This is a genomic window from Streptomyces sp. 6-11-2 (assembly GCF_006540305.1).
Taxonomy (GTDB): Bacteria; Actinomycetota; Actinomycetes; order Streptomycetales; family Streptomycetaceae; genus Streptomyces.
On the sequence record NZ_BJOR01000001.1, the window covers coordinates 4,415,771 to 4,435,910 of the forward strand.

Sequence of the window (20,140 nt, forward strand, 5' to 3'; positions counted from 1 at the left end):
CATTCTGCACCCATGGCACGACCGCTCGCAAAGATGGGCCAATTATGGGTTACTGCGACAAAGCGGTTCGGATCAGGGAGAAGGAACATGGCCACCAAGGCTGAGAAGATCGTCGCCGGGCTGGGCGGCATCCAGAACATCGACGAGATCGAGGGCTGCATCACCCGGCTCCGCACCGAAGTGCACGACGCCTCCCTGGTCGACGAGACCGCCCTCAAGGCCGCCGGCGCTCACGGCGTCGTCAAGATGGGCACCGCCATCCAGGTCGTCATCGGCACCGACGCCGACCCCATCGCCGCGGAGATCGAAGACATGATGTAAACGCCGCGGGCAGCCGCGGTCCACCTTCAAGGGGCTCTTCCGGATCCGGCAGGAGCCCCATCTCCCTGGGGGACTACGCTCGACGCCATGTCTCGTATCGACGGCCGCACCCCCGAACAACTCCGCCCGGTCACCATCGAACGCGGGTGGAGCAAGCACGCCGAGGGCTCCGTCCTCGTCTCCTTCGGCGACACCAAGGTCTTCTGCACCGCCTCCGTCACCGAAGGCGTTCCGCGCTGGCGCAAGGGCAGCGGCGAGGGCTGGGTCACCGCCGAGTACTCCATGCTGCCCCGTGCCACCAACACCCGCGGCGACCGCGAATCGGTCAAGGGCAGGATCGGCGGCCGCACCCATGAGATCTCCCGCCTCATCGGCCGCTCCCTGCGCTCGGTCGTCGACTACAAGGCACTCGGCGAGAACACCATCGTCCTGGACTGCGACGTCCTCCAGGCCGACGGCGGCACCCGGACCGCGGCCATCACGGGCGCCTACGTCGCCCTCGCCGACGCCGTCGCCTGGGCCCGCGGCAAGAAGCTGATCAAGGCCGGCCGTCAGCCGCTCACCGGCACCGTCAGCGCCGTCTCGGTCGGCATCGTCGGCGGTGTACCGCTGCTCGACCTCTGCTACGAGGAGGACGTCCGCGCGGAGACCGACATGAACGTCGTCTGCACCGGCGACGGCCGCTTCGTCGAGGTCCAGGGCACCGCGGAGGCCGAACCCTTCGCCCGCGAGGAACTCAACAGCCTCCTCGACCTCGCCGTGGCCGGCTGCACCGAACTCACGGTGATCCAGCGCACGGCACTCGAGACGGCCCTGGCGAAGTAGAGGAGCAGCCCCGCATGACCCGCTTGATCCTCGCCACCCGCAACTCCGGCAAGATCGTCGAACTCAGGGCGATCCTGGCCGACTCGGGCCTGCCCCACGAACTCGTCGGCACCGATGCCTACCCGGACGTCCCCGACGTCAAGGAGACCGGCGTCACCTTCGCCGAGAACGCCCTGCTGAAGGCCCACGCCCTGGCCCAGGCCACCGGCCTCCCCGCGGTCGCGGACGACTCCGGCCTCTGCGTCGACGTCCTCGGCGGCGCCCCCGGTATCTTCTCGGCCCGCTGGGCCGGCCGCCACGGCGACGACAAGGCCAACCTCGACCTGCTCCTGGCCCAGCTCTCGGACATCGCCGACGACCACCGCGCCGCCCACTTCGCCTGCGCGGCGGCCCTCGCCCTGCCGGACGGCACGGAGCGGGTGGTGGAGGGGCAACTGCGCGGCACCCTGCGCCACGAGCCCGCGGGCACGAACGGCTTCGGCTACGACCCGATCCTCCAGCCCGACGGGGAGACCCGCACCTGCGCGCAACTGACCCCCGAGGAAAAGAACGCGATCAGCCACCGCGGCAAGGCATTTCGCGCCCTGGTACCGGTGGTGCGGGAGTTGCTCGGATAACCCGAGCAGGAGCTGGTGCGGCCGGAGGGACTCGAACCCTCACGGGAGTTACCCCACTGGGACCTAAACCCAGCGTGACTGCCAATTCCACCACGGCCGCTTGCTGCTGCCCGGCCATGCTACTGGCCGGGCAGCACCCTCAGATCCCCAAGTCCTTGATGATCTTGGCCACGTGGCCCGTGGCCTTCACGTTGTAGAGGGCTCGTTCGACCTTGCCCTCCTCGTCGACGACGATCGTGGAGCGGATGACGCCGACGACGGTCTTGCCGTAGAGCTTCTTCTCGCCGAAGGCGCCGTAGGACTCCAGGACCTTCTTCTCCGGGTCGGCGAGCAGCGTGACCTTCAGGGACTCCTTGTCGCGGAACTTCGCGAGCTTCTCCGGCTTGTCGGGGGAGATGCCGATCACGTCGTAGCCCGCGCCCGCCAGCAGGTCCAGGTTGTCGGTGAAGTCGCAGGCCTGCTTGGTGCAGCCGGGGGTGAGGGCGGCCGGGTAGAAGTAGACGACGACCTTCCGGCCCTTGTGGTCGGCCAGCGACACCTCCTTGCCGTCGGCGTCGGGGAGGGCGAAGGCGGGGGCCACGTCCCCGGGCTGGAGTCGCTCGGTCATGGAAGCTCGTCTCCTCGTGCGTGCGCAGCGTGCGTGCGGATACCGTGTCGCTCCGAGGGTAACCGGGGGGTGCTGGCAGTGCGGTCGGAGCGAGAACTGACAGACTGTCCCGAACAGGCATCAGTTGACTTCGGAGGCGGCACGGTGGCGGACACCGCGGACACCAGAACCCCGGCTGAGATCGAGGCGGACATCAGGCGCCGCCGCGAGGTGCTGGCCGAGACGCTCGACGAGATCGGGGTGCGCGTGCACCCGAAGACCATCGTCGGGGACGCCAAGGCCAAGGTCGCCTCCAACATCGACCACACGCTCGGACGGGCCTACGTGCAGGTCAACCGGGTGGTGAGCGATGTGCGGGCGCAGTTCGTGGACGAGGAGGGCGCCCCGCGCCTGGAGCGGGTCGTACCGGTCGCACTCGTCGCCGTCGGCCTGGTGGGACTGCTCGCTATGGGCGCCCGCCGGCGTCGCCGCTGAGCGGCACGACGCCCCACCGCGTGACGACGTGCCGAAGGCAGGTAGGTTCGAGGCGTGAGCGCCAAGAGAAATGAGCACAGCAGCCAGCACGACAAGCTGCCCATCCGGATGCTGCACGACCGGGTGCTCGTCCGGCAGGACACGAGCGAGGGCGAGCGGCGTTCGGGCGGTGGCATCCTGATTCCCGCGACCGCGGCGGTGGGACGCCGGCTGGCCTGGGCCGAGGTCGTCGCGGTGGGGCAGAACGTGCGGACCGTCGAGCCGGGGGACCGGGTGTTGTTCGATCCGGAGGACCGTGCCGAGGTCGAGGTGCGCGGGGTCGCGTACGTGCTCATGCGCGAGCGTGATCTGCACGCGGTGGCCGCGGACCGGTTCGAGGGTTCGGAGGACTCCACCGGCCTGTATCTGTAGCGGTTCGGGACGTCCTGGGACGTCCCGCGCGACGTTGTGACGACGGCTTCGGAAGGCCGACCGCCGAGGGGCTGGTGACCATGGTCACCAGCCCCTTTGTCGTTCCTTTGCTAGCCTCGGGTCCAACCCGACGAGACGCGCCGTACCGGGATGAACGCAAAGACGACGCACGCCCGTTCATGTCCTGACGTCGTCCCGGAGGTGCCTGTCATGGCCTGGGTCCTGCTCATTCTCGCCGGTCTGCTGGAGGTGGGCTGGTCGATCGGGATGAAGTTCACCGACGGCTTCACCCGCCCCCTGCCCAGCGTGCTCACCGGCGCAGGGATCGTGACCAGCATGGTTCTGCTGTCGTACGCCGCCCGCTCCCTGCCCATCGGCACCGCATACGGGGTGTGGGTGGGCATCGGGGCGGCCGGTGCGGCGGTGATCGGCATGGTGGTGCTGGGGGAGCCGGCGACCGCCGCCCGGATCTTCTTCGTGTGTCTGCTGCTGGTGGCCGTGGTGGGACTCAAGGTCACGTCCGGTCACTGAACACGCCTTGCAGGCCGGTGCCGGTGCCGCCGTCGCCGGGGGCACCGGCACCCGCGTTCCCGCCCGCGTTGCCCGGGGTGCCGGCGTTGCCTCCGCCGGGCGAGGCTCCCGGGCCGCCCGGCGGGGTGCCTCCGACGTCCCCGGAGCCCGGGTCGGTGGGGCCGCCCGGCGGGGTGCCGGCGTCGGTCCCGCCGGTGGTGGGGTCGCCGCCGCCGGTGTCACCCGTGCCGCCGTCGCCCTGTCCCTGGTCCTGGCCCTGGTCCTGTCCCGGGTCCTGGCCGCCGGGGTCGGCCGTGCCGCTGTCGTCCTGCCCGCCGTCGCCCGGGTTCTCGTCGGGCTCCGAGGGCGGCGGCTGGATCTGGTCGGCGCCCGGCTGGAGCTGGAGGTCGAAGTCGGTGACCAGGGTGTTCTTCAGGGCGTCCCCGGTGTACTGCGCCCAGATCTGGGCGGGCGGCCCGCCGCCGTTGACACGGGCCAGCCCCATGGCGTCGTAGAGCGGCTTGTGATGGGCGGTGACCGGGTCCTGGCCCATGACCGAGACGACGGTGGCGAGTTCGGGCGTGTAGCCGGCGAACAAGGCCGCGGTGTCCTCCTCGGCGGTGCCGGTCTTGCCGGCGGCGGGCCGGCCGGCGGCCTGGGCGGCGGTGGCGGTGCCGTTCTGCACGACGCTGCGCAGTATCGAGGTGGTGGTGTCGGCGGCCTCACGGGTGATCGCCTGGATCTCGGTGCGCTTGGGCAGTTCGACGGTGTCGGTGCCGTCCTTGGTGATCTTCTTGATCATCGTGTACGGGGCGTGCTTGCCGTGGTTGGCGAGTGTGGCGTAGGCGTCGGCCATGTCGACGACGCTGGCGGTGGCCACTCCGAGCGCGATGGACGGGGAGGGGGTCAGGGACGGGGTGTCGGCCGACAGGCCGAGGGCGATGGCGGTGTCCCTGACCTTGTCGGAGCCGACGTCGGCGGCCATCTGCGCGTACACCGCGTTGACGGACTTGTCCGTGGCCTCGCGGACGGTGATGTTGCCGTAGGACCGCTGGTCCTCGTTCTCGGGGGCGTAGGAGCCGCTCCAGCCCTGGACGGGGCGCTTGTTGGTGCCGTCGTAGTAGGTGTTCGGGGTGATCGTGCGGCCGTCCTGGGTCGCGGAGCCGTTCTGGACGGCGGAGGTGAACACGAACGGCTTGAAGGTGGAGCCCACCTGGAAGTCCCGGCGGGTGGCGTTGTTCGTGTACTGCTTGACGTAGTCGATGCCGCCGTACATGGCGACGAGTTCGCCGGTCTTCGGGTCGATGGAGGCGGCGCCGGCCCGGACGTAGGTGTCGACCTTGCGGTTCTTCCGGTCGAGCTTGCTCATCACCTGGTCGTCCACGGCCTTGACCAGGGCGTCCTGCTTGTTCTTCTCCAGGGTGGTGGTGATCTGGTAGCCGCCCGCGGAGAGCTGGTCCTCGTTCAGGATCTTGTGCTCGGCCAGGTACTCCTTGACCGCGCGGACGATGTAGCCGCGCTGCCCGGACATGCCCGTGGGGACGGTGGCCTCCTTGGGCATCGGGAACTTCATGCCGGCCCGCTGCGAGGCGCTCAGCCAGCCCTTCTTGACCATGCCGTTCAGGACGTAGTTCCAGCGGGCCAGGGCGACGGACTTGTTCTCCGGGTGGGCGACGACGTCGAACTCGCTGGGCGCGTTGACCAGTGCGGCCAGGTAGGCGGCGCGGGCCGGGTCGAGGTCCTGGGCCTTGACGCCGTAGTACGCCTGGGCGGCGGCCTGGATGCCGTAGGCGTTGCGGCCGAAGTAGCTGGTGTTGAGGTAGCCCTCGAGGATGTCGTTCTTGGACTCGGTGCGGTCCAGCTTGATCGCGATGAAGAACTCCTTCACCTTGCGGGTGACGGTCTGCTCCTGGCCCAGGTAGTAGTTCTTCACGTACTGCTGGGTGATCGTCGAACCGGACTGCTTGCCCTTGCCGAGGGCGGTGTTCCAGCCGGCCCGCAGCATCGCCTTGGGGTCGACGGCGGACTCGGTGTAGAAGTCGCGGTCCTCGGCGGCGAGCACGGCGTGCTGGGCGTCCTTGGAGACCTGGGCGAGCGTGACGTTCTCCCGGTTGATCTCGCCGTCCCGGGCGATCTCGGAGCCGTCGGCGTACAGGTAGACGTTGGCCTGCTTGACGGCCATGGCGTTGGCGGGCGGGATCTGCACCAGCGAGTAGCCGATGAGGAACGCGCCGATGACCAGCAGCATGGCGGTGAGGAAGCCGCCGAGCACCATCCGCCAGGTCGGCACGGCACGGCGCCAGCCGGTGCGCCGGGGCCGTCCGGCCTTTCCGCCGCCCGTCCCGTTCTCCGCCTCGCTCCCTGGACCGCTCTCCGCTTCGCCCCCGGTCTCGGGTGCCGCCGGTGGCTGGTGGTCGGCCACGCCCTGGTTCGGCTGCTGCGGCTCGTCACTCATGTCGTGCTCGGACTCCTGTTTCCCGTCGTACGTCCCCGTACGTGTCACGGCGTACGTCCCCGTACGCCGTCATGCGCCTTCGGCGCCCCCAGGTGAAGACTCTCGCAGCAACCGTTCCGTTCCCGGTCCCGGGCATTTGTCCGGGCCGGAAAATGCGTGGCATGTCACGCCCGGCACGCATTAGGCTCCCGCGCTTTCGGTGTCGTGGCCTGGGAGGCGGTGTACGTGGGCGCAGGACGGTTGTACGCGGCCGTCGCGGCGGGGGGATTCAGACGGTACGCGACGTATCGGGCGGCGACGGCGGCCGGGGTGTTCACCAATACGGCATTCGGGCTGATCCTGGTGTACACGTACCTCGCGCTGTGGGATGTCCGACCGCACCTGGGCGGTTACGACCAGGCGCAGGCCGTGACGTACGTGTGGCTGGGGCAGGCGTTCCTGGCGGCCCTCGCGATCGGTGGGGGCGGCGTCGAGGACGAGCTGATGGAACGCATCCGAACGGGTGACATCGCCGTCGACCTGTACCGGCCGGCCGACCTCCAGCTGTGGTGGCTGTCGGCCGACGCGGGCCGGGCGATGTTCCAGCTGCTGGGCCGCGGGGTGCTGCCCTTCGTGTTCGGGGCGCTGTTCTTCCCGGTGGCCCTGCCGTCGGACCCGCTGGTCTGGGCGGCGTTCCTCGGGGCGGTGCCGCTGGCGCTGCTGGTGGGCTTCGGGATCCGCTTCCTGGTGGCGCTGAGCGCGTTCTGGCTGCTGGACGGCGCGGGCGTGGCGCAGATGGCCTGGCTGGCCGGGTACTTCTGCTCGGGGATGCTGCTGCCGCTGAACGTCTTCCCGGGCGCGCTGGGCGAGGTGGTCCGGGCGCTGCCGTGGTCGTCGCTGCTCCAGGCCCCCGCCGACATCCTGCTGGGGCACGCGGACCCGCTGGGCACGTACGTGTTCCAGGGCGCGTGGGCGGTGGCGCTGCTGGCGGCGGGGCGGCTGGTGCAGTCGGCGGCGACGCGGCGGGTGGTGGTGCAGGGTGGCTGAGTCCACCGCGGGCCCGGCCGGCAACCGGCTGGTGGAGGGGCTGCGCGCCTACCGCCTGATCGCCGCGATGTGGATCCGCTCCACGATGGCCTACCGCGCCTCCTTCGTCATGACCACCGCCGGGAGCTTCGTGGCGACCGGGCTGGACTTCGTGACGATCCTGCTGATGTTCTCCCGCGTCGACGCGCTCGGCGGCTACGCGTTGCCGGAGATCGCCTTCCTGTACGGGCTGTCCGCCACCGCCTTCGGGCTCGCCGATCTGGCGATCGGCTCCATGGACCGGCTGGGGCGGCGGGTGCGCGACGGCACGCTCGACACGCTGCTGGTCCGGCCGGCGCCGGTGCTCGCGCAGGTGGCCGCCGACCGGTTCGCGCTGCGTCGGCTGGGCCGGGTGACGCAGGGGGTGCTGGTGCTGGGCTGGGCGATGTCACGGCTGGACGTCGACTGGACGCCGCTGAAGCTGCTGCTGATGCCGGTGATGGTGGTGAGCGGCTGCGCGATCTTCTGCGCGGTGTTCGTGGCCGGGGCGGCCTTCCAGTTCGTGGCGCAGGACGCCTCGGAGGTGCAGAACGCGTTCACCTACGGGGGCACCACGCTGCTCCAGTACCCGCCGACGGTGTTCGCCAAGGAGCTGGTGCGCGGGGTGACGTTCGTCCTGCCGCTGGCCTTCGTCAACTGGCTGCCGGCGCTGTACGTGCTGGGGCGGCCGTATCCGCTCGACCTGCCCCGGTGGACCGCGTTCGCTCCGCCGCTGGTCGCGGTGGCGTGCTGCGCGCTGGCGGGGGCGGCCTGGCGGGTGGGGCTGCGGTCGTATCGGAGCACCGGGAACTGACGGGCACTGACGGGAACTGACGGGATCCAAAGGGGCGAAGGGGAGAAGGGGCGTACAGGGCGCATGGCGATGACGGTGGACGGTGTGGAGGGCAGGGACGGTGTGGGCGGCGCGGACAGCGAGGACGGCGCGGGCGGTGGTCTCATCGAACTCGACCGGGTCGAGAAGGTCTTCGACGTGCGGAAGAAGACCGGGTTCCTGAGGCGCGAGCGGCGGCAGGTGCGGGCGGTCGACTCGATCTCCTTCAGCGTGGCGCGCGGGGAGATGGTCGGCTACATCGGCCCGAACGGCGCGGGCAAGTCGACGACGATCAAGATGCTCACCGGCATCCTGACGCCCAGCGGCGGCCGGCTGCGGGTCGCCGGCATCGACCCCTCCCGCGAGCGGACCCGGCTCGCCCGGCGCATCGGCGTGGTGTTCGGGCAGCGGACGACCCTGTGGTGGGACCTGCCGCTGATCGACTCCTACCGGCTGATGCACCGCATGTACCGGATCCCCGACGGCCGTTACCGCGACAACCTCGACCGCTGTGTCGAACTCCTCGAACTCGGCGAGCTGTTGGACGTCCCCGTGCGGCAGCTCTCGCTGGGCCAGCGGATGCGCGGCGACATCGCGGCGGCCCTGCTGCACGACCCGGAGGTCCTCTACCTGGACGAGCCGACCATCGGCCTGGACGTCATCAGCAAGGCCAAGGTCCGTGGGTTCCTGCGCGACCTGAACGCCGAACGCGGTACGACGGTGCTGCTGACCACGCACGACCTCCAGGACATCGAGCAGCTGTGCTCGCGGGTGATGGTCATCGACCACGGGCGCCTGATGTACGACGGCCCCCTCACCGGCCTGCGCGAGGCGGGCGAGAGCGAACGCACCCTGGTGGTCGACCTGGAGCGAGAGCTGCCGCCGATCGAGCTGCCGTCCGCGCGCGTGGTGCGGGTCGAGGGGCCCCGGCAGTGGCTGGCCTTCCCGGCGGCCGAGTCGGCGGCGCCCCTGGTGGCGCGGATCGCGGCGGAGTGCCCGCTGGTGGACCTGTCGGTGCGGGAGCCCGACATCGAGGCGGTCATCGCGAGGATGTACGCCGAGAAAGCGGTCTCGTAGGCTGCTGCCATGACGGAGGACCTGCCGGAGCTTCGCGCTTCCGACGCCGATCGTGAACGAGTCGTCGAACATCTGCGGGACGCCCTCGCCGAGGGGCGGCTCGACATGACCGAGTTCGAGGAGCGACTGGAGGCGGCGTACCAGGCGCGCACGTACGGCGAACTCGCGCCGCTCACCCGGGACCTGCCCGTGCCCGGGGTGGTCGCCCCGGCGGTGAACATGGTCAAGCAGCCGGCGCGGGACGGCAGTTGGGCGTCGCGGGTGGTCGGCGGCGAGGGGTCCTCGTCGTGGGCCGTCGCCATCATGGGCGGGTTCGAGCGCAAGGGGCGCTGGACCGTGCCCAAGCGGTTCAACTGCTTCACCTTCTGGGGCGGCGGCGGCATCGACCTGCGCGACGCCAACTTCGCCGACCACGAGGTCGTGATCAACTGCGTAGCGATCATGGGCGGTATGGATGTGATCGTGCCGCCCGGCGTCGAGGTGGTGGTGCGCGGCATCGGCATCATGGGTGGCTTCGACCACCGCGAGGACGGCGTGCACGGCGAGCCGGGCGCCCCGCGCGTGATCGTGACCGGTGTGGCCTTCTGGGGCGGCGTGGGCGTCAGGCGGAAGATCACCGAGGAGGAACGGCGCCGCCTGAAGGAGCAGCGCCGCCGGGAGAGGCTGGAGCGCAGGGAGGAACGCCGCAGGCTCGAGTAACCGCGGCACCCCACCGCGGCGCGCCCTACAGCTGTGCCTGCCCCGCCTTCTTCAGCAGCTTCAGCTCGAACACCTCGGCCATCTCGCGGTATCCGAGGTCACTGGGGTGCAGATGGTCCCCGGAGTCGTAGTCGCCCCGCAGCCGCCGCGGAGCGTAGGGGTCCCGCAGCGCCCTGTCGAAGTCGACCACCGCGTCGAACACCTGCCCGCCGCGGATCTCCGCGTTGACCTGCTGCCGTACCGCGTCCCGGGCGGGCGTGTACCCGCGGTGTCCCTCGAACGGCATCAGCGTCGCCCCGACGACCTTCAGCCCGCGCGCGTGCGCCCGCGTCACCAGCGTGCGCAGCCCGCCGGTGATCCGCTGCGGGTCGGCGAGTCGCGGATCGCGCAGGATGTCGTTGATGCCGAGGTCGATGACGACGACCTTGGCACCGGCCCGCTCCAGCACGTCCCGCTCGAACCGGCTCAGCCCGCTGGGGTTGTCCGAGGGGCGCCCGAGCCCGTCGGACAGCACCTGGTTGCCGCTGATGCCCTCGTTGACGACGCTGTAGCGCGGCACGTCCCGGCCGTCCTCGACCGCCGCCCACAGCCGGCCGGACAGGACGTCGGTCCAGCGGCGGTCGGCGCCGACGGTGGCGGTGACGCCGTCGGTGATCGAGTCGCCGAGGACGACGACCGTCCCCTCGGCCTCGTCGCTCAGCACGTCCAGCGAGGTCAGATAGCGCCAGACGCTCGTCCGCTCCGTGTACGGCGTTCCGGTCACGTCCTCCGTGCGGTCGCCCTGGGCGACGTACGAGATCTGGCGGGCGTGCGGGTGGTAGGTGACCGGGCCCGACGAGGCGGGGGAGTAGGTGGTGACCAGGACGTCGCCGCCTCGCGGAACGGCGATGCGCACGGAGTCGCTCGTCACCTGCCCGCCGGGCGGTACGACGACCGAGCGGGCGCCGGCGAAGGTGAGCCGCCGCATGGTGCGCGTGGCGGCGGCCGCGGTGGCGTCACCGGCGGCGACGGCGATCGAGGCGTGGGTGACGTTGAGCGGCGCCCGGCCGTAGAGATTGGACAGCGTGATCCGGGCACTCGTCCCGGCGACGCTCGTGTGCACGACGTTGCGCACCGAGCGGCCCGCCATGCCGTTGGTCGCCGTGCCGGGTTCGGCGGCGGCCGGTGAGGTGGCCCAGGTGGCGACCCAGGTGCCGGAGGAGGCCGGAGCGGCGGAATGGCCCGGCGCACGGCCGGCGGCCGGGGCGTCGGCCAGGCGGCCGGTGCCGGAGGCGATCCCGGCGTAGATGGCGGCGGAGACGACGACGATCAGTGTGACGATCGCGGTCAGCAGGGCGTAACCGTGGCGTCTGGTCATGCGGGCGATGCTCTCCTCGGGCGACGCCGGCCGGAGCCCCGGGACTCCGCTCTGATGGGCACATGGTGGGCCATGAGCCCGGGGAGAATCGGCAGGATCCTGCCGAACCCCCCTCCGGACAGACGCCGGGAACTCTTGTTCCGTTCCGGGAGTCGGTCAGGAAGGGACAATTGTCTGCGGGATCACCGAACGGGTGGAGTGGATGGAACAGACGACGCAGGCCGGCCGGGGCACGGGGGACGCCGTCTCCCAGCGCGCGATGACCGTGTTCAGCCCCGCCGACGAGGAGCGGCGCCGCGGGGTGCGCCGCATGAAGCTGACCGCCACCGGGCTGCTGCTGTTCGTCGCCGTGGTGTACGTGCTCGCCAAGTGGGGCCAGAACGCGGGCGCCGGCACCTGGACGGCGTACGTCGCCGCGGCCGCCGAGGCCGGCATGGTCGGCGCGCTCGCCGACTGGTTCGCGGTCACCGCCCTCTTCCGCCATCCCCTCGGCCTGCCCATCCCGCACACCGCGATCATCCCGACCAAGAAGGACCAGCTCGGCATCTCACTGGGCGAGTTCGTCGGCGAGAACTTCCTCTCCGAGGACGTCGTACGGCAGCGGCTGCGTGCCGTCGGCATCGGCAGCCGCCTCGGCGCCTGGCTCGCCCAGCCGGAGCACGCGGACCGGGTGACCGCGGAACTGGCCACCGCGCTGCGCGGCGCCCTGACCGTGCTGCGCGACTCCGACATCCAGGCCGTGGTCGGCGAGGCGATCACCCGCAGAGCCAACTCGCAGGAGATCGCGCCCGGCATCGGCAAGCTGCTGGAGAAGGTCGTCGCCGACGGCGGCCACAAACGGGTCGTCGACCTGGTCGTCTCCCGCGCGCACGACTGGCTGGTGCTGCACAGCGACTCCGTGATGGACGCCGTGCAGGGCGGCGCGCCCGGCTGGACGCCGAGGTTCGTCGACAGGAAGGTCGGCGAGCGGGTCTACAAGGAGCTGCTGCGCTTCATCACCGAGATGCGGGACATGCCCTCGCACCCGGCGCGCGGCGCGCTCGACCGCTTCCTCACCGACTTCGCCTCCGACCTCCAGTCCGACACGGACACGCGCGCGCGTATCGAGCGGCTCAAGGGCGAGGTGCTGCGCCGCGGCGAGGTCCAGGACCTGATCGCCTCCGCCTGGACGGCCGTACGGTCCATGATCGTCGCGGCGGCCGAGGACGAGCGCAGCGAGCTGCGCCTGCGGGTCCGTGCCTCGCTGCTGTCCCTGGGCGCCCGGATGGCCGAGGACTCCAAGACGCAGGGCAAGGTCGACTCCTGGGTCGAGGGCGCGGCGGTCTACGTGGTGACGACCTACCGCAAGGAGATCACCTCCCTGATCACCGACACCGTGGCCGGCTGGGACGCCGAGCACACCACCCGCAAGATCGAGGCCCACATCGGCCGCGACCTCCAGTTCATCCGCATCAACGGCACGGTGGTGGGGTCGCTGGCGGGAGTGGTGATCTATGCGGTGACGCGGGCCATGGGGGCGTAGGGCCTGGGCGACGGACCGGACGGGGCCTCCTGGCCCTGTCGTCGCATTGCCGCCTGTCGCGTGGGGTCCGGGCTTGGGTCGGCCGGCCGTCACCGGGGCGTGATCCACGCGGTTCTGGGGAACTCGCATGGCGTTCCGCTCGTCGTGGAGGGAGCCCATGGCCACCGCCGAGGCCGAGACCGGCCGTACCGTCACCACCGCCATTCCCGCCCGCCTGGACCGCCTTCCGTGGTCGCGCTGGCACTGGACGATCGTCGTCGGTCTCGGCACCGTGTGGATCCTCGACGGTCTGGAGGTCACGGTCGTCGGCAACATCGCCAGCCGTCTGTCCGAGCCCGGCAGCGGCCTGTCGATCAGCTCCGCACAGGTCACGGGCACCGCGGCCGCCCTCTATGTGGCGGGCGCCTGCGTCGGGGCCCTCTTCTGGGGCCGCCTGACCGACCGCTACGGCCGCAAGAAGCTCTTCATGATCACCCTCGCGGTGTATCTGGCGGCCACCGCCCTGACCGCGGTCTCCTTCGAGGCCTGGTGGTTCTTCCTCTTCCGCTTTCTGACCGGCTTCGGCATCGGCGGCGAGTACGCGGCCATCAACTCCGCGATCGACGAACTGATCCCCGCCGCGTACCGCGGGCGCGTCGACCTGATCATCAACGGCAGCTTCTGGGTGGGCGCCGTCGGCGGTTCCCTGCTGTCGATCCTCGCCCTGAACACCGGCATCCTGGCCGCCGACGTGGGCTGGCGGCTGACGTTCGCGCTCGGTGCCGTCCTCGCCCTGGTGATCCTTCTCGTCCGCAGGCACGTCCCGGAGAGCCCGCGCTGGCTGCTGATCCACGGCAGGGACCGGGAGGCGGAGGAGGTGGTGACCGATATCGAAGGCCGGATCGAAACCGAGCGGGGCGAGCCGCTGCCCGAGCCGCGCGGCGAGATCACGATCCACCAGCGCCGCAGCGTGAGCTTCGTCGAGATCGCCCGCACGGTCTTCGCCGACTACCGCAGGCGCGCCGTCCTCGGCTTCTCCCTCTTCATCGGCCAGGCCTTCCTCTACAACGCCATCACCTTCGGCTTCGGCGCGATCCTCACCAAGTTCTTCCACGTCCCCTCGGACCACACCGGCTACTACTTCGCCGTCATCGCGGCGGGCAACTTCCTGGGTCCGCTGCTGCTGGGCCGCCTCTTCGACACGGCCGGCCGCCGGGTGATGATCTCCTCCACCTACCTGCTGTCCGGCCTGCTCCTGTTCGGCACGGCCTGGCTGTTCGGCCGCGGCACGCTGAGCGCCGGCACGCTGACGGCCTGCTGGTGCGTGGTCCTGTTCTTCGCCTCGGCCGGCGCCTCCAGCGCCTACCTGACCGTCTCCGAGATCTTCCCGATGGAGACCCGGGCGATGTCCATCGCCTTCTTCTACGCCCTCGGCACCGCGGCCGGCGGTATCAGCGGCCCGCTCCTCTTCGCCGACCTCACCAGCACCGGCAGGATCGGCGACACGGTCCTCGCCTTCCAGATCGGCGCCGCCCTGATGTGTGCGGCGGGCCTGGTCGCCGCCTTCCTCGCGGTCAAGGCCGAACGCCGCTCCCTGGAGGACATCGCCACACCGCTGACGGCGGTGCAGGCACCGGAGGCGGAGGCGTTGCCCTAGCTCCCGTTCGGGCGGGTCGCACAACCCCAGGCTGTCACCACGTCCTGAAGGAACCAGCCATGTCGAACTTCACCCCGTACCTGGAGCGCAACCGGGCTTTCGCGGCCTCCGGTGCCCAGGCCGACGTCCCCCAGGTCCCGTTCATCCCCTTCAAGCAGCTGTACCTGATCATCTGCATCGATCCGCGCGTGGAGCCCGCGGCGGTGCTGGGCGTCCGGCTCGGAGAAGCGATCGTCGCACGTAACGTCGGCGGCCGCGTGACGCCGGCGGTCATCAAGGACCTCGCCTGGATCGTGCACCTGCACGAGAACAAGACCCCCGACGCGGACTGGTTCGAGATCGCCGTCATCCACCACACCGACTGCGGCTCGGGACTGCTCGCCGACGACGATCTGCGCTCCGGCTACGCCGCCCGCGGCGGCTGGGACGAACAGACCTCCTTGGAGATGGCCGTCCTGGAGCCGTCCAAGACGGTCCAGAAGGACATCGCCCGGCTGCGCTCGGCACCCGAACTCGCGTCGGCCATCGGCGACATCAAACTCGGCGGCTACGCCTACGACCTCGGGACAGGGGTGATCACCACCGTCGTGCAGCCCGGCTGAGCGGGACACGGTCGGCCCCGACAGACCCGGTCCGGCGGTGAGACGGAGGCAGCTGCGTCCGACAGACCGGTTTCCGGCCGTCCGGCACCCGCTCGAAGGATCTCTGACTCAGGACACCAGCCGTGACAGCCTCTTACCGCCACGCGGGACGGAAGCTCGTGGACTTGCACAACCCTTTGCCGAGGTGCGTGGTCATGTATGCATCACGTTGTGATGTCACCGAGGTGAACATGAAGTTCCGTCGTTCTCTGACTCTCGCGGCGGCGACGGCCGCCATGGCCCCGGCCGTACTTCTCACAGCGCCGGGCGCGTATGCGACGGATGACGCCTCACCTGCGAGCACGACGACGCTCACCGCCGTCGCCGAGGACGACTCCTCTTCGACCGAGGGGGACTCGACCCCGCCCACGGGCGACTCGACCCCGTCCGGCGACGCGAACGACAGCACCGGCCCGAGTGGGCCCGGCTCCGTCGGGGACAGCGGCGAGAAGGCCGGTACCGGTACCGGCGGGGACGGTTCGGCCGGCGAAGGCCAGGGCGGCTCGGCCGGTGAGGACGAGGCAGGCAAGGACGGGGAGAACGCTGCCGAGGACCCCTCCAGGCCCGGCTCGGACGGCCCGAAGGGCGAGGACGAGCCAACCGGTAACTGATGCGGCCCCTACAACAGCAACAACAAGCTGTTCATCCCCGTGGGGCGCGATTTTCCCAATACGGTCGTCGCCGGCAGCGGGTTCCACCCCTTCACGCTCCACGTGATCAACGACAGCGACCATGACATCAAGAACCTCGAACTCGGCATCAGCACCAGGACGTACGACTTCGAGACCCGTAAGTCCGCGTACAAGTACCTCGCCTTCCAGTACAAGGACCCGGCCGCTGGGACGTGGTCGGACGTCGACCTGGGCCAGTGGGGGAGCCAGTGGAGCGCCGGCCGCTTCGTCACCGTTGATGTCGCGGCCCACGAGTCCCTGACCGTCGACATGCGCATGAGCGTGGCCGGCGACGCGCCGGCCGGAATCGGCGAGGTCGATACCTCTGGCTGGTACACCGACGACGACGGCAACTCCTGCTCCTCCTATACGGACATCACCTCCGAGTTCAACATCGACGCGGCCGGTACCGACACAGGCAACCCGCCGGAGACCGAACCCGGGACCGAGCCCGGGACCAAATCCGGGACCGAGCCCCAGGGCGGCAGGAACGAGAACACGTCGACGCCCGCCGCCACCGTCACCAACGGGACGAACTCGAACGGCCACCTGGCCGAGACCGGCGCCGGTTCCGCCCTCCCTGCCGTCGCCCTGGCCGGCGGCCTCGCGGTCTGCGCCGGTGTCGGCGCGGTCTACGTAGTCCGCCGACGCAAGGCCACGGGCGCCGGCACCACAGCCTGACGCACGACGAGGCGGCCGCACCGGCCTCATCGGAGGAACCGGTCGGCCGTCTCGGCGCCGTAGGGTCAGCCGCCGTAGAAGTACCGCGTGCCCTTCTCGATGAAGTGGGACGCGTAGACCCGGCCGAAGACGGGCTTGCCGCGGTACATGCCCACATGGCCCCGCCCGCTGTCGACCACCACCGGCCGGGCCATGCAGGCGAACTTGTTGCGCTGCTGCTCCTCCGCCCACAGCACGGCGGCCGGATCGACGTTCTCGCTGACCAGGACGGGGAAGGCGCCGACCCCGGTCTGGAGGCCCACGGGCAGCCCGCCCTTGGTGTCCTTGGCGTACTTCAGGACCCCATAGGTGAAGTCCCTGATGGTGCCCACCGTGATCTCGGGGACCGCCGCGGCCACCGTGAACAGGTGCAGATTCGTGGCCACCCAGAGCATCCGGAAGTCGGAACGGCGCCCCACGAGCACGGGCATCCCGTGCCAGTCCTCCCACCGGGTGCCGCAACCGTCGGCCCGCAGCCGGCCCTCCAGGGCGGCGAGGTAGGCCCCCGCCCCCGACTGCTGCTGCCCGAACCCCTGTTCATACATGAGCGGGATCCTATGCCCGCCGTGACGTCGCCCGTCAGGCTCCCGTCGTCGAGCCCGGCCTGACGATCATCAGGACCGTCACGGCGGCCCACAACAGGTTGAACTGGCCGGTGAACATGGCGAGTCGAACGGTGGCCCTGGGGCTGAGGGTGGGGGCGGCGGTCGTGGGGGCGGTGACGGTGGTGGTGGTCGTCGCGGCGCCGCCGTCCCCGCCGTCAGCGCCGTCGGTACCCTCTGCCACCCGCCGTTCCTCCAAGGCCTCGGCCATGACGGTCTGCCGGGGCAGCACCAGCGCGACGAGGACGACGGCGGCGAGCGCGGTGAGGACGATCGACACGATCAGCCAGGTGTCGCCGAGCACGCCCATGTTCTTGGCCGTGGCGAACCCGAACACCGGGACGGCGACCCCGACGACGGCGTAGACCCGGCAGATGCGCAGCAGCAACAGCACGGTCTCCACTGCCCGCGGGTCCTCGGGCGAGGCCAGAGCCCGGCGCGCGGCGGGCGGGAACATGCTGGCGGCGACGGTGACGGGCCCGATGGCGACGATCGCGGCCAGGACGTGCACGGCGAGAAGGAACTTGGTCACGCCCCGACGCTAGACACCGGGCCGATCTTGAAGAAGTGGCGGGAGTGACAGGGATCAACGGATTCCCGCCACCACCGCCACCACCCCCGGCGCGGACGATCGGCGGCCCTGCCCACCCCTCCGGGAGGCCGGGCCCAGCGGTGGCCTAGCGGGCGTCCCGCCGGTCGGCCACGGCCCAGGAGGCGAGGGCGACCGCACCCGCGACCGTGAACACCGACGGCCAGGCGCCCACCTTCTTGGCCAGCGGATGCGACCCGGCGAAGCCGGCGACGTAGGCGGCGGTGAGCGCCCCTGCCGCCTTCCCGCCGGCCCGCTGCCGCCACTGCCACGCGGACGCGGCCCCGGCGACCGCCAGTACGGCCCCGCCCCACTCCCGCTTCCCGGTCCACCGGGCCACGCCGTACCCACCGACGAGCCCACTCGCGGCGACCACTGCCGCAGGAACCCTGGCCATCACTGCCTCCCGCACTCGTAGGACAAACCAGGCTAACCCGCACGTCAGGCGGTGGGCCGACGGGGGCCTGCCATCCCCGCCGAATGATGAGACGCAGGTCACGCCAATCGCCCCGGCGGGTCTGTCACACATCGCGGACCGGGCCCGTCGTAGGTGTGTAAGCGAAAGCAAGCGAACCAGCACGAAGCAGAATGAACCCTTACAAGGAGCCCAGGATGGAAGCTCGTCTCAACCTCTTCGGCAACGCCCTCGCGGCCACGTTCCTCCGCCAGATCAACGCCGCGGGCAAGACCGTGTCGGACTCGCCCCTCCCGGCCTCGACCCAGGAGCTGGTGAAGATCCGCGCCAGCCAGATCAACGGCTGCGGCTTCTGCCTCGACATGCACACCAAGGACGCCGCCCACGCCGGCGAGACGGCCGTACGCCTCAACATGGTCGCCGCCTGGCGCGAGGCCAAGGTCTTCACCGAGGCCGAGCGGGCCGCCCTGGAACTGGCGGAGCAGGGCACCCGCCTCGCCGACGCCGCGGGCGGTGTCACCGACGAGGCCTGGGCCAACGCCGCCAAGCACTACGACGAGGACCAACTGGCGGCCCTGGTCACCCTCATCGCCATGATCAACGCCTACAACCGCCTGAACGTCATCGTCCAGCAGCCCGCGGGCGACTACGAACCGGGCATGTTCGGCTGACCCGGTACCCGGGCCCCCGGTCGACCTCGTCGGCCCGCTCGTCGGCCTCAACAGCCCGCCCGAGGACCCGTCGAGCCGGCCTGAGACCCTTTCCCCATGACCACACCACCAGACGGACTGCCCCGCTACCGGGTCCTGACCGGCCCGGACGACGCCTCGTTCTGCCGCCGCGTGAGCGAGGCGCTCGACCTCGGCTACCGACTCCACGAAGGCCCGGCCCTCACCTTCAACGGCGAGAACGTCATCGTCGCCCAGGCGGTGGTCTGGCCGACGGGGCCGGAGGAGCGGGGATAGGGACGTCCGTGCCCGGGCGAGCCGAGAGTCACGCCCGGGCCGTGCGGCCGGTTCCGGGGCCGGTCAGACAACCACCCCGGCTCTCTTGTACGAACGCAGCAACAGCGCCGCCTCCGCCCCCGTCACTCCGTCCAGTTCCGCGAACACCCGCGTGGTGAAGTCGTGCACGTCCTGGGCCGAGCGGTGGCTGGAGTAGCCGAGAACGTTCGCCCGGCCGGTGGTGATGACCAGGTGCCGTACGTCGGATTCACGGGCCAGGCGGCGTACGGCCGTGTCCAGCGCGCGGTGTTCGACGGAGAGCCGGAAGCGGGCCTCGACGGGGAAGCCGAGCACACCGGGCTCGGCGTGCAGGCGCAGGTGCAGCACGTGCGAGTCCATGAGCCGGGCGAGCCTGCGCCGGGCCGTGGTCTCGCTCACGCACAGCTCGCGGGCGAGCCGGGCCATGGGGATGCGCGCGTCCCGCTCGAGCAGAGCCACCAGATGGCGGTCGAGCTCGTCGACGACCAGCGGCTCGGGCAGGGCGCCGCCCTCGGCGACGCGACGGCGGGACGGTGTGGGCTCCTGGCGGTACGGGTCCCAGTCGTTGGCGGTCAGCAGGAGCCGCAGGACCACCGCCGTGTGCACGTCGGTGACACCGGGAATGCCGGCGATCGATCCGTCCACCGTGGTCAGGAGCTGCTCGGGGCCCGGCACGAGGACCTCGGCCAGCACCTCGGGCGAGCCGGTGGCCACGTCCACGGAGCGCGTGTCCGGGCGGCGCGCGAGCGCGAGGGCCACCGCGTGCAACGTCCCGGGCGCGCAGCGCACCGCCAGCTCCACGACCAGTCCCTCGCCCAGGTACTCGGGTACCAGGAACGCCGTGAACCGCACCAGGCCGGAACCGATGAGCCGGTCCAGCCGGCGCGCCACGGTGCGCTCGTGCACCTCGAGGCGGCCCGCCACATCCGCCCAGGCGGCCCTGGGGTCGCGGGCCAGCAGCCGGAGGATGGCGTGGTCCAGCGCGTCCAGAGCCGACGGCGCCGCTTCACCGGGCTTGCCTGAATCCGCCAATGATCACCTCTCACATGCTTGTTTCCACTGAATATCCGGGGAGTCATTGCCGAGACTAAGTCGTTCGGGCGACCTTGAGGGGCACTTTCCGCCAGCCACT

General features: G+C 70.8%; 24 protein-coding genes, 1 tRNA gene and 1 riboswitch. Of the genes, 17 read left to right on the forward strand and 8 right to left on the reverse strand.

The window, feature by feature from the left end; genetic code table 11:
- Positions 1-87 precede the first annotated feature (87 nt).
- The 3 genes from TNCT6_RS19385 (at position 88) to rdgB (ending at position 1,763) form a co-directional block, all read left to right on the forward strand.
- Positions 88-321, forward strand: coding sequence for a glucose PTS transporter subunit EIIB (locus TNCT6_RS19385; RefSeq protein ID WP_141360559.1), 234 nt, complete (start codon positions 88-90; stop codon positions 319-321).
- Positions 322-408: 87 nt separating this feature from the next.
- Positions 409-1,146, forward strand: a complete 738-nt coding sequence (gene rph, locus TNCT6_RS19390; protein WP_141360560.1) for a ribonuclease PH — start codon at positions 409-411, stop codon at positions 1,144-1,146.
- A 14-nt stretch (positions 1,147-1,160) separates the two neighbouring features.
- Positions 1,161-1,763 (forward strand): RdgB/HAM1 family non-canonical purine NTP pyrophosphatase, encoded by a 603-nt coding sequence (rdgB, locus tag TNCT6_RS19395; RefSeq protein ID WP_141360561.1) that lies wholly within the window; start codon positions 1,161-1,163, stop codon positions 1,761-1,763.
- A 13-nt stretch (positions 1,764-1,776) separates the two neighbouring features.
- Here the strand turns inward: rdgB and TNCT6_RS19400 are convergent.
- Positions 1,777-1,863: transfer RNA gene (locus tag TNCT6_RS19400), tRNA-Leu, on the reverse strand.
- Between the two features lie 39 nt (positions 1,864-1,902).
- Positions 1,903-2,370 carry a thioredoxin-dependent thiol peroxidase gene (bcp, locus tag TNCT6_RS19405; RefSeq protein ID WP_141360562.1) on the reverse strand — a complete coding sequence of 156 codons (468 nt, stop codon included), beginning with the start codon at positions 2,368-2,370 and terminating at the stop codon, positions 1,903-1,905.
- A 144-nt stretch (positions 2,371-2,514) separates the two neighbouring features.
- On the opposite strand from bcp, the gene TNCT6_RS19410 reads away from it, so the two are divergent.
- From TNCT6_RS19410 to TNCT6_RS19420, 3 genes are all read left to right on the forward strand, one after another.
- Positions 2,515-2,844, forward strand: a complete 330-nt coding sequence (locus tag TNCT6_RS19410; RefSeq protein ID WP_141360563.1) for a DUF3618 domain-containing protein — start codon at positions 2,515-2,517, stop codon at positions 2,842-2,844.
- Positions 2,845-2,898: 54 nt separating this feature from the next.
- Positions 2,899-3,255 carry a co-chaperone GroES gene (locus TNCT6_RS19415; RefSeq protein WP_141360564.1) on the forward strand — a complete coding sequence of 119 codons (357 nt, stop codon included), beginning with the start codon at positions 2,899-2,901 and terminating at the stop codon, positions 3,253-3,255.
- A gap of 96 nt (positions 3,256-3,351) precedes the next feature.
- A riboswitch (guanidine-III (ykkC-III) riboswitch) is annotated at positions 3,352-3,427 on the forward strand.
- 38 nt (positions 3,428-3,465) lie between these two features.
- On the forward strand, positions 3,466-3,786 hold the full coding sequence (locus tag TNCT6_RS19420; RefSeq protein WP_141360565.1) for a multidrug efflux SMR transporter: 321 nt from the start codon (positions 3,466-3,468) through the stop codon (positions 3,784-3,786).
- Here the strand turns inward: TNCT6_RS19420 and TNCT6_RS19425 are convergent.
- Positions 3,770-6,220, reverse strand: a complete 2,451-nt coding sequence (locus TNCT6_RS19425; RefSeq protein WP_141360566.1) for a transglycosylase domain-containing protein — start codon at positions 6,218-6,220, stop codon at positions 3,770-3,772. The two genes, TNCT6_RS19420 and TNCT6_RS19425, sit on opposite strands and share 17 nt — an antisense overlap.
- Positions 6,221-6,445: 225 nt before the next feature.
- Here TNCT6_RS19425 and TNCT6_RS19430 point away from each other — a divergent pair, with 225 nt between their 5' ends.
- The 4 genes from TNCT6_RS19430 (at position 6,446) to TNCT6_RS19445 (ending at position 9,872) form a co-directional block, all read left to right on the forward strand.
- Positions 6,446-7,246 (forward strand): ABC-2 family transporter protein, encoded by an 801-nt coding sequence (locus TNCT6_RS19430; RefSeq protein WP_172632956.1) that lies wholly within the window; start codon positions 6,446-6,448, stop codon positions 7,244-7,246.
- Positions 7,239-8,078 carry an ABC transporter permease gene (locus TNCT6_RS19435; protein WP_253266161.1) on the forward strand — a complete coding sequence of 280 codons (840 nt, stop codon included), beginning with the start codon at positions 7,239-7,241 and terminating at the stop codon, positions 8,076-8,078. Before TNCT6_RS19430 ends, TNCT6_RS19435 begins: the two co-directional genes overlap by 8 nt.
- A 69-nt stretch (positions 8,079-8,147) precedes the next feature.
- Entirely contained in the window at positions 8,148-9,173 is a 1,026-nt protein-coding gene (locus TNCT6_RS19440; protein ID WP_141366601.1) for an ATP-binding cassette domain-containing protein, read from the forward strand.
- A gap of 9 nt (positions 9,174-9,182) precedes the next feature.
- Complete coding sequence (locus tag TNCT6_RS19445; protein ID WP_141360567.1) at positions 9,183-9,872, forward strand: DUF1707 domain-containing protein; 690 nt, start codon at positions 9,183-9,185, stop codon at positions 9,870-9,872.
- 25 nt (positions 9,873-9,897) lie between these two features.
- Here TNCT6_RS19445 and TNCT6_RS19450 read toward each other — a convergent pair whose 3' ends face one another.
- Positions 9,898-11,229 carry an SGNH/GDSL hydrolase family protein gene (locus TNCT6_RS19450; RefSeq protein WP_141360568.1) on the reverse strand — a complete coding sequence of 444 codons (1,332 nt, stop codon included), beginning with the start codon at positions 11,227-11,229 and terminating at the stop codon, positions 9,898-9,900.
- A 202-nt stretch (positions 11,230-11,431) separates the two neighbouring features.
- Between TNCT6_RS19450 and TNCT6_RS19455 the strand changes: the two genes are divergently transcribed.
- The 5 genes from TNCT6_RS19455 (at position 11,432) to TNCT6_RS19475 (ending at position 16,380) form a co-directional block, all read left to right on the forward strand.
- The gene (locus TNCT6_RS19455; protein WP_141360569.1) at positions 11,432-12,751 is read left to right on the forward strand and encodes a DUF445 domain-containing protein; all 1,320 of its coding nucleotides are present in this window, start codon (positions 11,432-11,434) and stop codon (positions 12,749-12,751) included.
- 157 nt (positions 12,752-12,908) lie between these two features.
- Entirely contained in the window at positions 12,909-14,387 is a 1,479-nt protein-coding gene (locus tag TNCT6_RS19460; RefSeq protein WP_141360570.1) for an MFS transporter, read from the forward strand.
- Positions 14,388-14,446: 59 nt separating this feature from the next.
- A complete protein-coding gene (locus TNCT6_RS19465; RefSeq protein ID WP_141360571.1) occupies positions 14,447-14,989 on the forward strand; it encodes a carbonic anhydrase in 543 nt (180 codons plus the stop codon).
- Between the two features lie 194 nt (positions 14,990-15,183).
- Positions 15,184-15,639, forward strand: coding sequence for a hypothetical protein (locus TNCT6_RS19470; RefSeq protein WP_141360572.1), 456 nt, complete (start codon positions 15,184-15,186; stop codon positions 15,637-15,639).
- Between the two features lie 39 nt (positions 15,640-15,678).
- On the forward strand, positions 15,679-16,380 hold the full coding sequence (locus tag TNCT6_RS19475) for a hypothetical protein (protein ID WP_141360573.1): 702 nt from the start codon (positions 15,679-15,681) through the stop codon (positions 16,378-16,380).
- Positions 16,381-16,445: 65 nt separating this feature from the next.
- Here the strand turns inward: TNCT6_RS19475 and TNCT6_RS19480 are convergent, their stop codons facing one another.
- From TNCT6_RS19480 to TNCT6_RS19490, 3 genes are all read right to left on the reverse strand, one after another.
- Positions 16,446-16,964 (reverse strand): levansucrase, encoded by a 519-nt coding sequence (locus TNCT6_RS19480; protein ID WP_141360574.1) that lies wholly within the window; start codon positions 16,962-16,964, stop codon positions 16,446-16,448.
- Positions 16,965-16,998: 34 nt separating this feature from the next.
- The gene (locus tag TNCT6_RS19485) at positions 16,999-17,553 is read right to left on the reverse strand and encodes a DUF2269 family protein (RefSeq protein ID WP_141360575.1); all 555 of its coding nucleotides are present in this window, start codon (positions 17,551-17,553) and stop codon (positions 16,999-17,001) included.
- A 145-nt stretch (positions 17,554-17,698) separates the two neighbouring features.
- A complete protein-coding gene (locus tag TNCT6_RS19490; protein WP_141360576.1) occupies positions 17,699-18,007 on the reverse strand; it encodes a hypothetical protein in 309 nt (102 codons plus the stop codon).
- 215 nt (positions 18,008-18,222) lie between these two features.
- Between TNCT6_RS19490 and TNCT6_RS19495 the strand changes: the two genes are divergently transcribed.
- Together TNCT6_RS19495 and TNCT6_RS19500 are read left to right on the forward strand one after the other, a co-directional pair.
- The gene (locus TNCT6_RS19495; protein ID WP_141360577.1) at positions 18,223-18,696 is read left to right on the forward strand and encodes a carboxymuconolactone decarboxylase family protein; all 474 of its coding nucleotides are present in this window, start codon (positions 18,223-18,225) and stop codon (positions 18,694-18,696) included.
- A gap of 96 nt (positions 18,697-18,792) precedes the next feature.
- Positions 18,793-18,990 carry a DUF1737 domain-containing protein gene (locus TNCT6_RS19500; protein ID WP_141360578.1) on the forward strand — a complete coding sequence of 66 codons (198 nt, stop codon included), beginning with the start codon at positions 18,793-18,795 and terminating at the stop codon, positions 18,988-18,990.
- 63 nt (positions 18,991-19,053) lie between these two features.
- On the opposite strand, the gene TNCT6_RS19505 is transcribed toward TNCT6_RS19500, so the two are convergent.
- The gene (locus TNCT6_RS19505; RefSeq protein WP_253266162.1) at positions 19,054-20,040 is read right to left on the reverse strand and encodes an Lrp/AsnC family transcriptional regulator; all 987 of its coding nucleotides are present in this window, start codon (positions 20,038-20,040) and stop codon (positions 19,054-19,056) included.
- Between the last annotated feature and the right edge of the window lie 100 nt (positions 20,041-20,140).

What these genes read in the sequence shown, in the direction of transcription:
- TNCT6_RS19470 (WP_141360572.1), top strand. Translation starts at nt 15,184, where the DNA reads ATGTATGCATCACGTTGTGATGTCACCGAGGTGAACATGAAGTTCCGT.
- TNCT6_RS19450 (WP_141360568.1), bottom strand. Translation starts at nt 11,229, where the DNA reads ATGACCAGACGCCACGGTTACGCCCTGCTGACCGCGATCGTCACACTG.
- TNCT6_RS19500 (WP_141360578.1), top strand. Translation starts at nt 18,793, where the DNA reads ATGACCACACCACCAGACGGACTGCCCCGCTACCGGGTCCTGACCGGC.
- rph (WP_141360560.1), top strand. Translation starts at nt 409, where the DNA reads ATGTCTCGTATCGACGGCCGCACCCCCGAACAACTCCGCCCGGTCACC.
- TNCT6_RS19490 (WP_141360576.1), bottom strand. Translation starts at nt 18,007, where the DNA reads ATGGCCAGGGTTCCTGCGGCAGTGGTCGCCGCGAGTGGGCTCGTCGGT.
- TNCT6_RS19495 (WP_141360577.1), top strand. Translation starts at nt 18,223, where the DNA reads ATGGAAGCTCGTCTCAACCTCTTCGGCAACGCCCTCGCGGCCACGTTC.
- TNCT6_RS19480 (WP_141360574.1), bottom strand. Translation starts at nt 16,964, where the DNA reads ATGTATGAACAGGGGTTCGGGCAGCAGCAGTCGGGGGCGGGGGCCTAC.
- TNCT6_RS19440 (WP_141366601.1), top strand. Translation starts at nt 8,148, where the DNA reads ATGACGGTGGACGGTGTGGAGGGCAGGGACGGTGTGGGCGGCGCGGAC.
- TNCT6_RS19425 (WP_141360566.1), bottom strand. Translation starts at nt 6,220, where the DNA reads ATGAGTGACGAGCCGCAGCAGCCGAACCAGGGCGTGGCCGACCACCAG.
- bcp (WP_141360562.1), bottom strand. Translation starts at nt 2,370, where the DNA reads ATGACCGAGCGACTCCAGCCCGGGGACGTGGCCCCCGCCTTCGCCCTC.
- TNCT6_RS19385 (WP_141360559.1), top strand. Translation starts at nt 88, where the DNA reads ATGGCCACCAAGGCTGAGAAGATCGTCGCCGGGCTGGGCGGCATCCAG.
- TNCT6_RS19455 (WP_141360569.1), top strand. Translation starts at nt 11,432, where the DNA reads ATGGAACAGACGACGCAGGCCGGCCGGGGCACGGGGGACGCCGTCTCC.
- TNCT6_RS19420 (WP_141360565.1), top strand. Translation starts at nt 3,466, where the DNA reads ATGGCCTGGGTCCTGCTCATTCTCGCCGGTCTGCTGGAGGTGGGCTGG.
- TNCT6_RS19445 (WP_141360567.1), top strand. Translation starts at nt 9,183, where the DNA reads ATGACGGAGGACCTGCCGGAGCTTCGCGCTTCCGACGCCGATCGTGAA.
- TNCT6_RS19465 (WP_141360571.1), top strand. Translation starts at nt 14,447, where the DNA reads ATGTCGAACTTCACCCCGTACCTGGAGCGCAACCGGGCTTTCGCGGCC.
- TNCT6_RS19460 (WP_141360570.1), top strand. Translation starts at nt 12,909, where the DNA reads ATGGCCACCGCCGAGGCCGAGACCGGCCGTACCGTCACCACCGCCATT.
- rdgB (WP_141360561.1), top strand. Translation starts at nt 1,161, where the DNA reads ATGACCCGCTTGATCCTCGCCACCCGCAACTCCGGCAAGATCGTCGAA.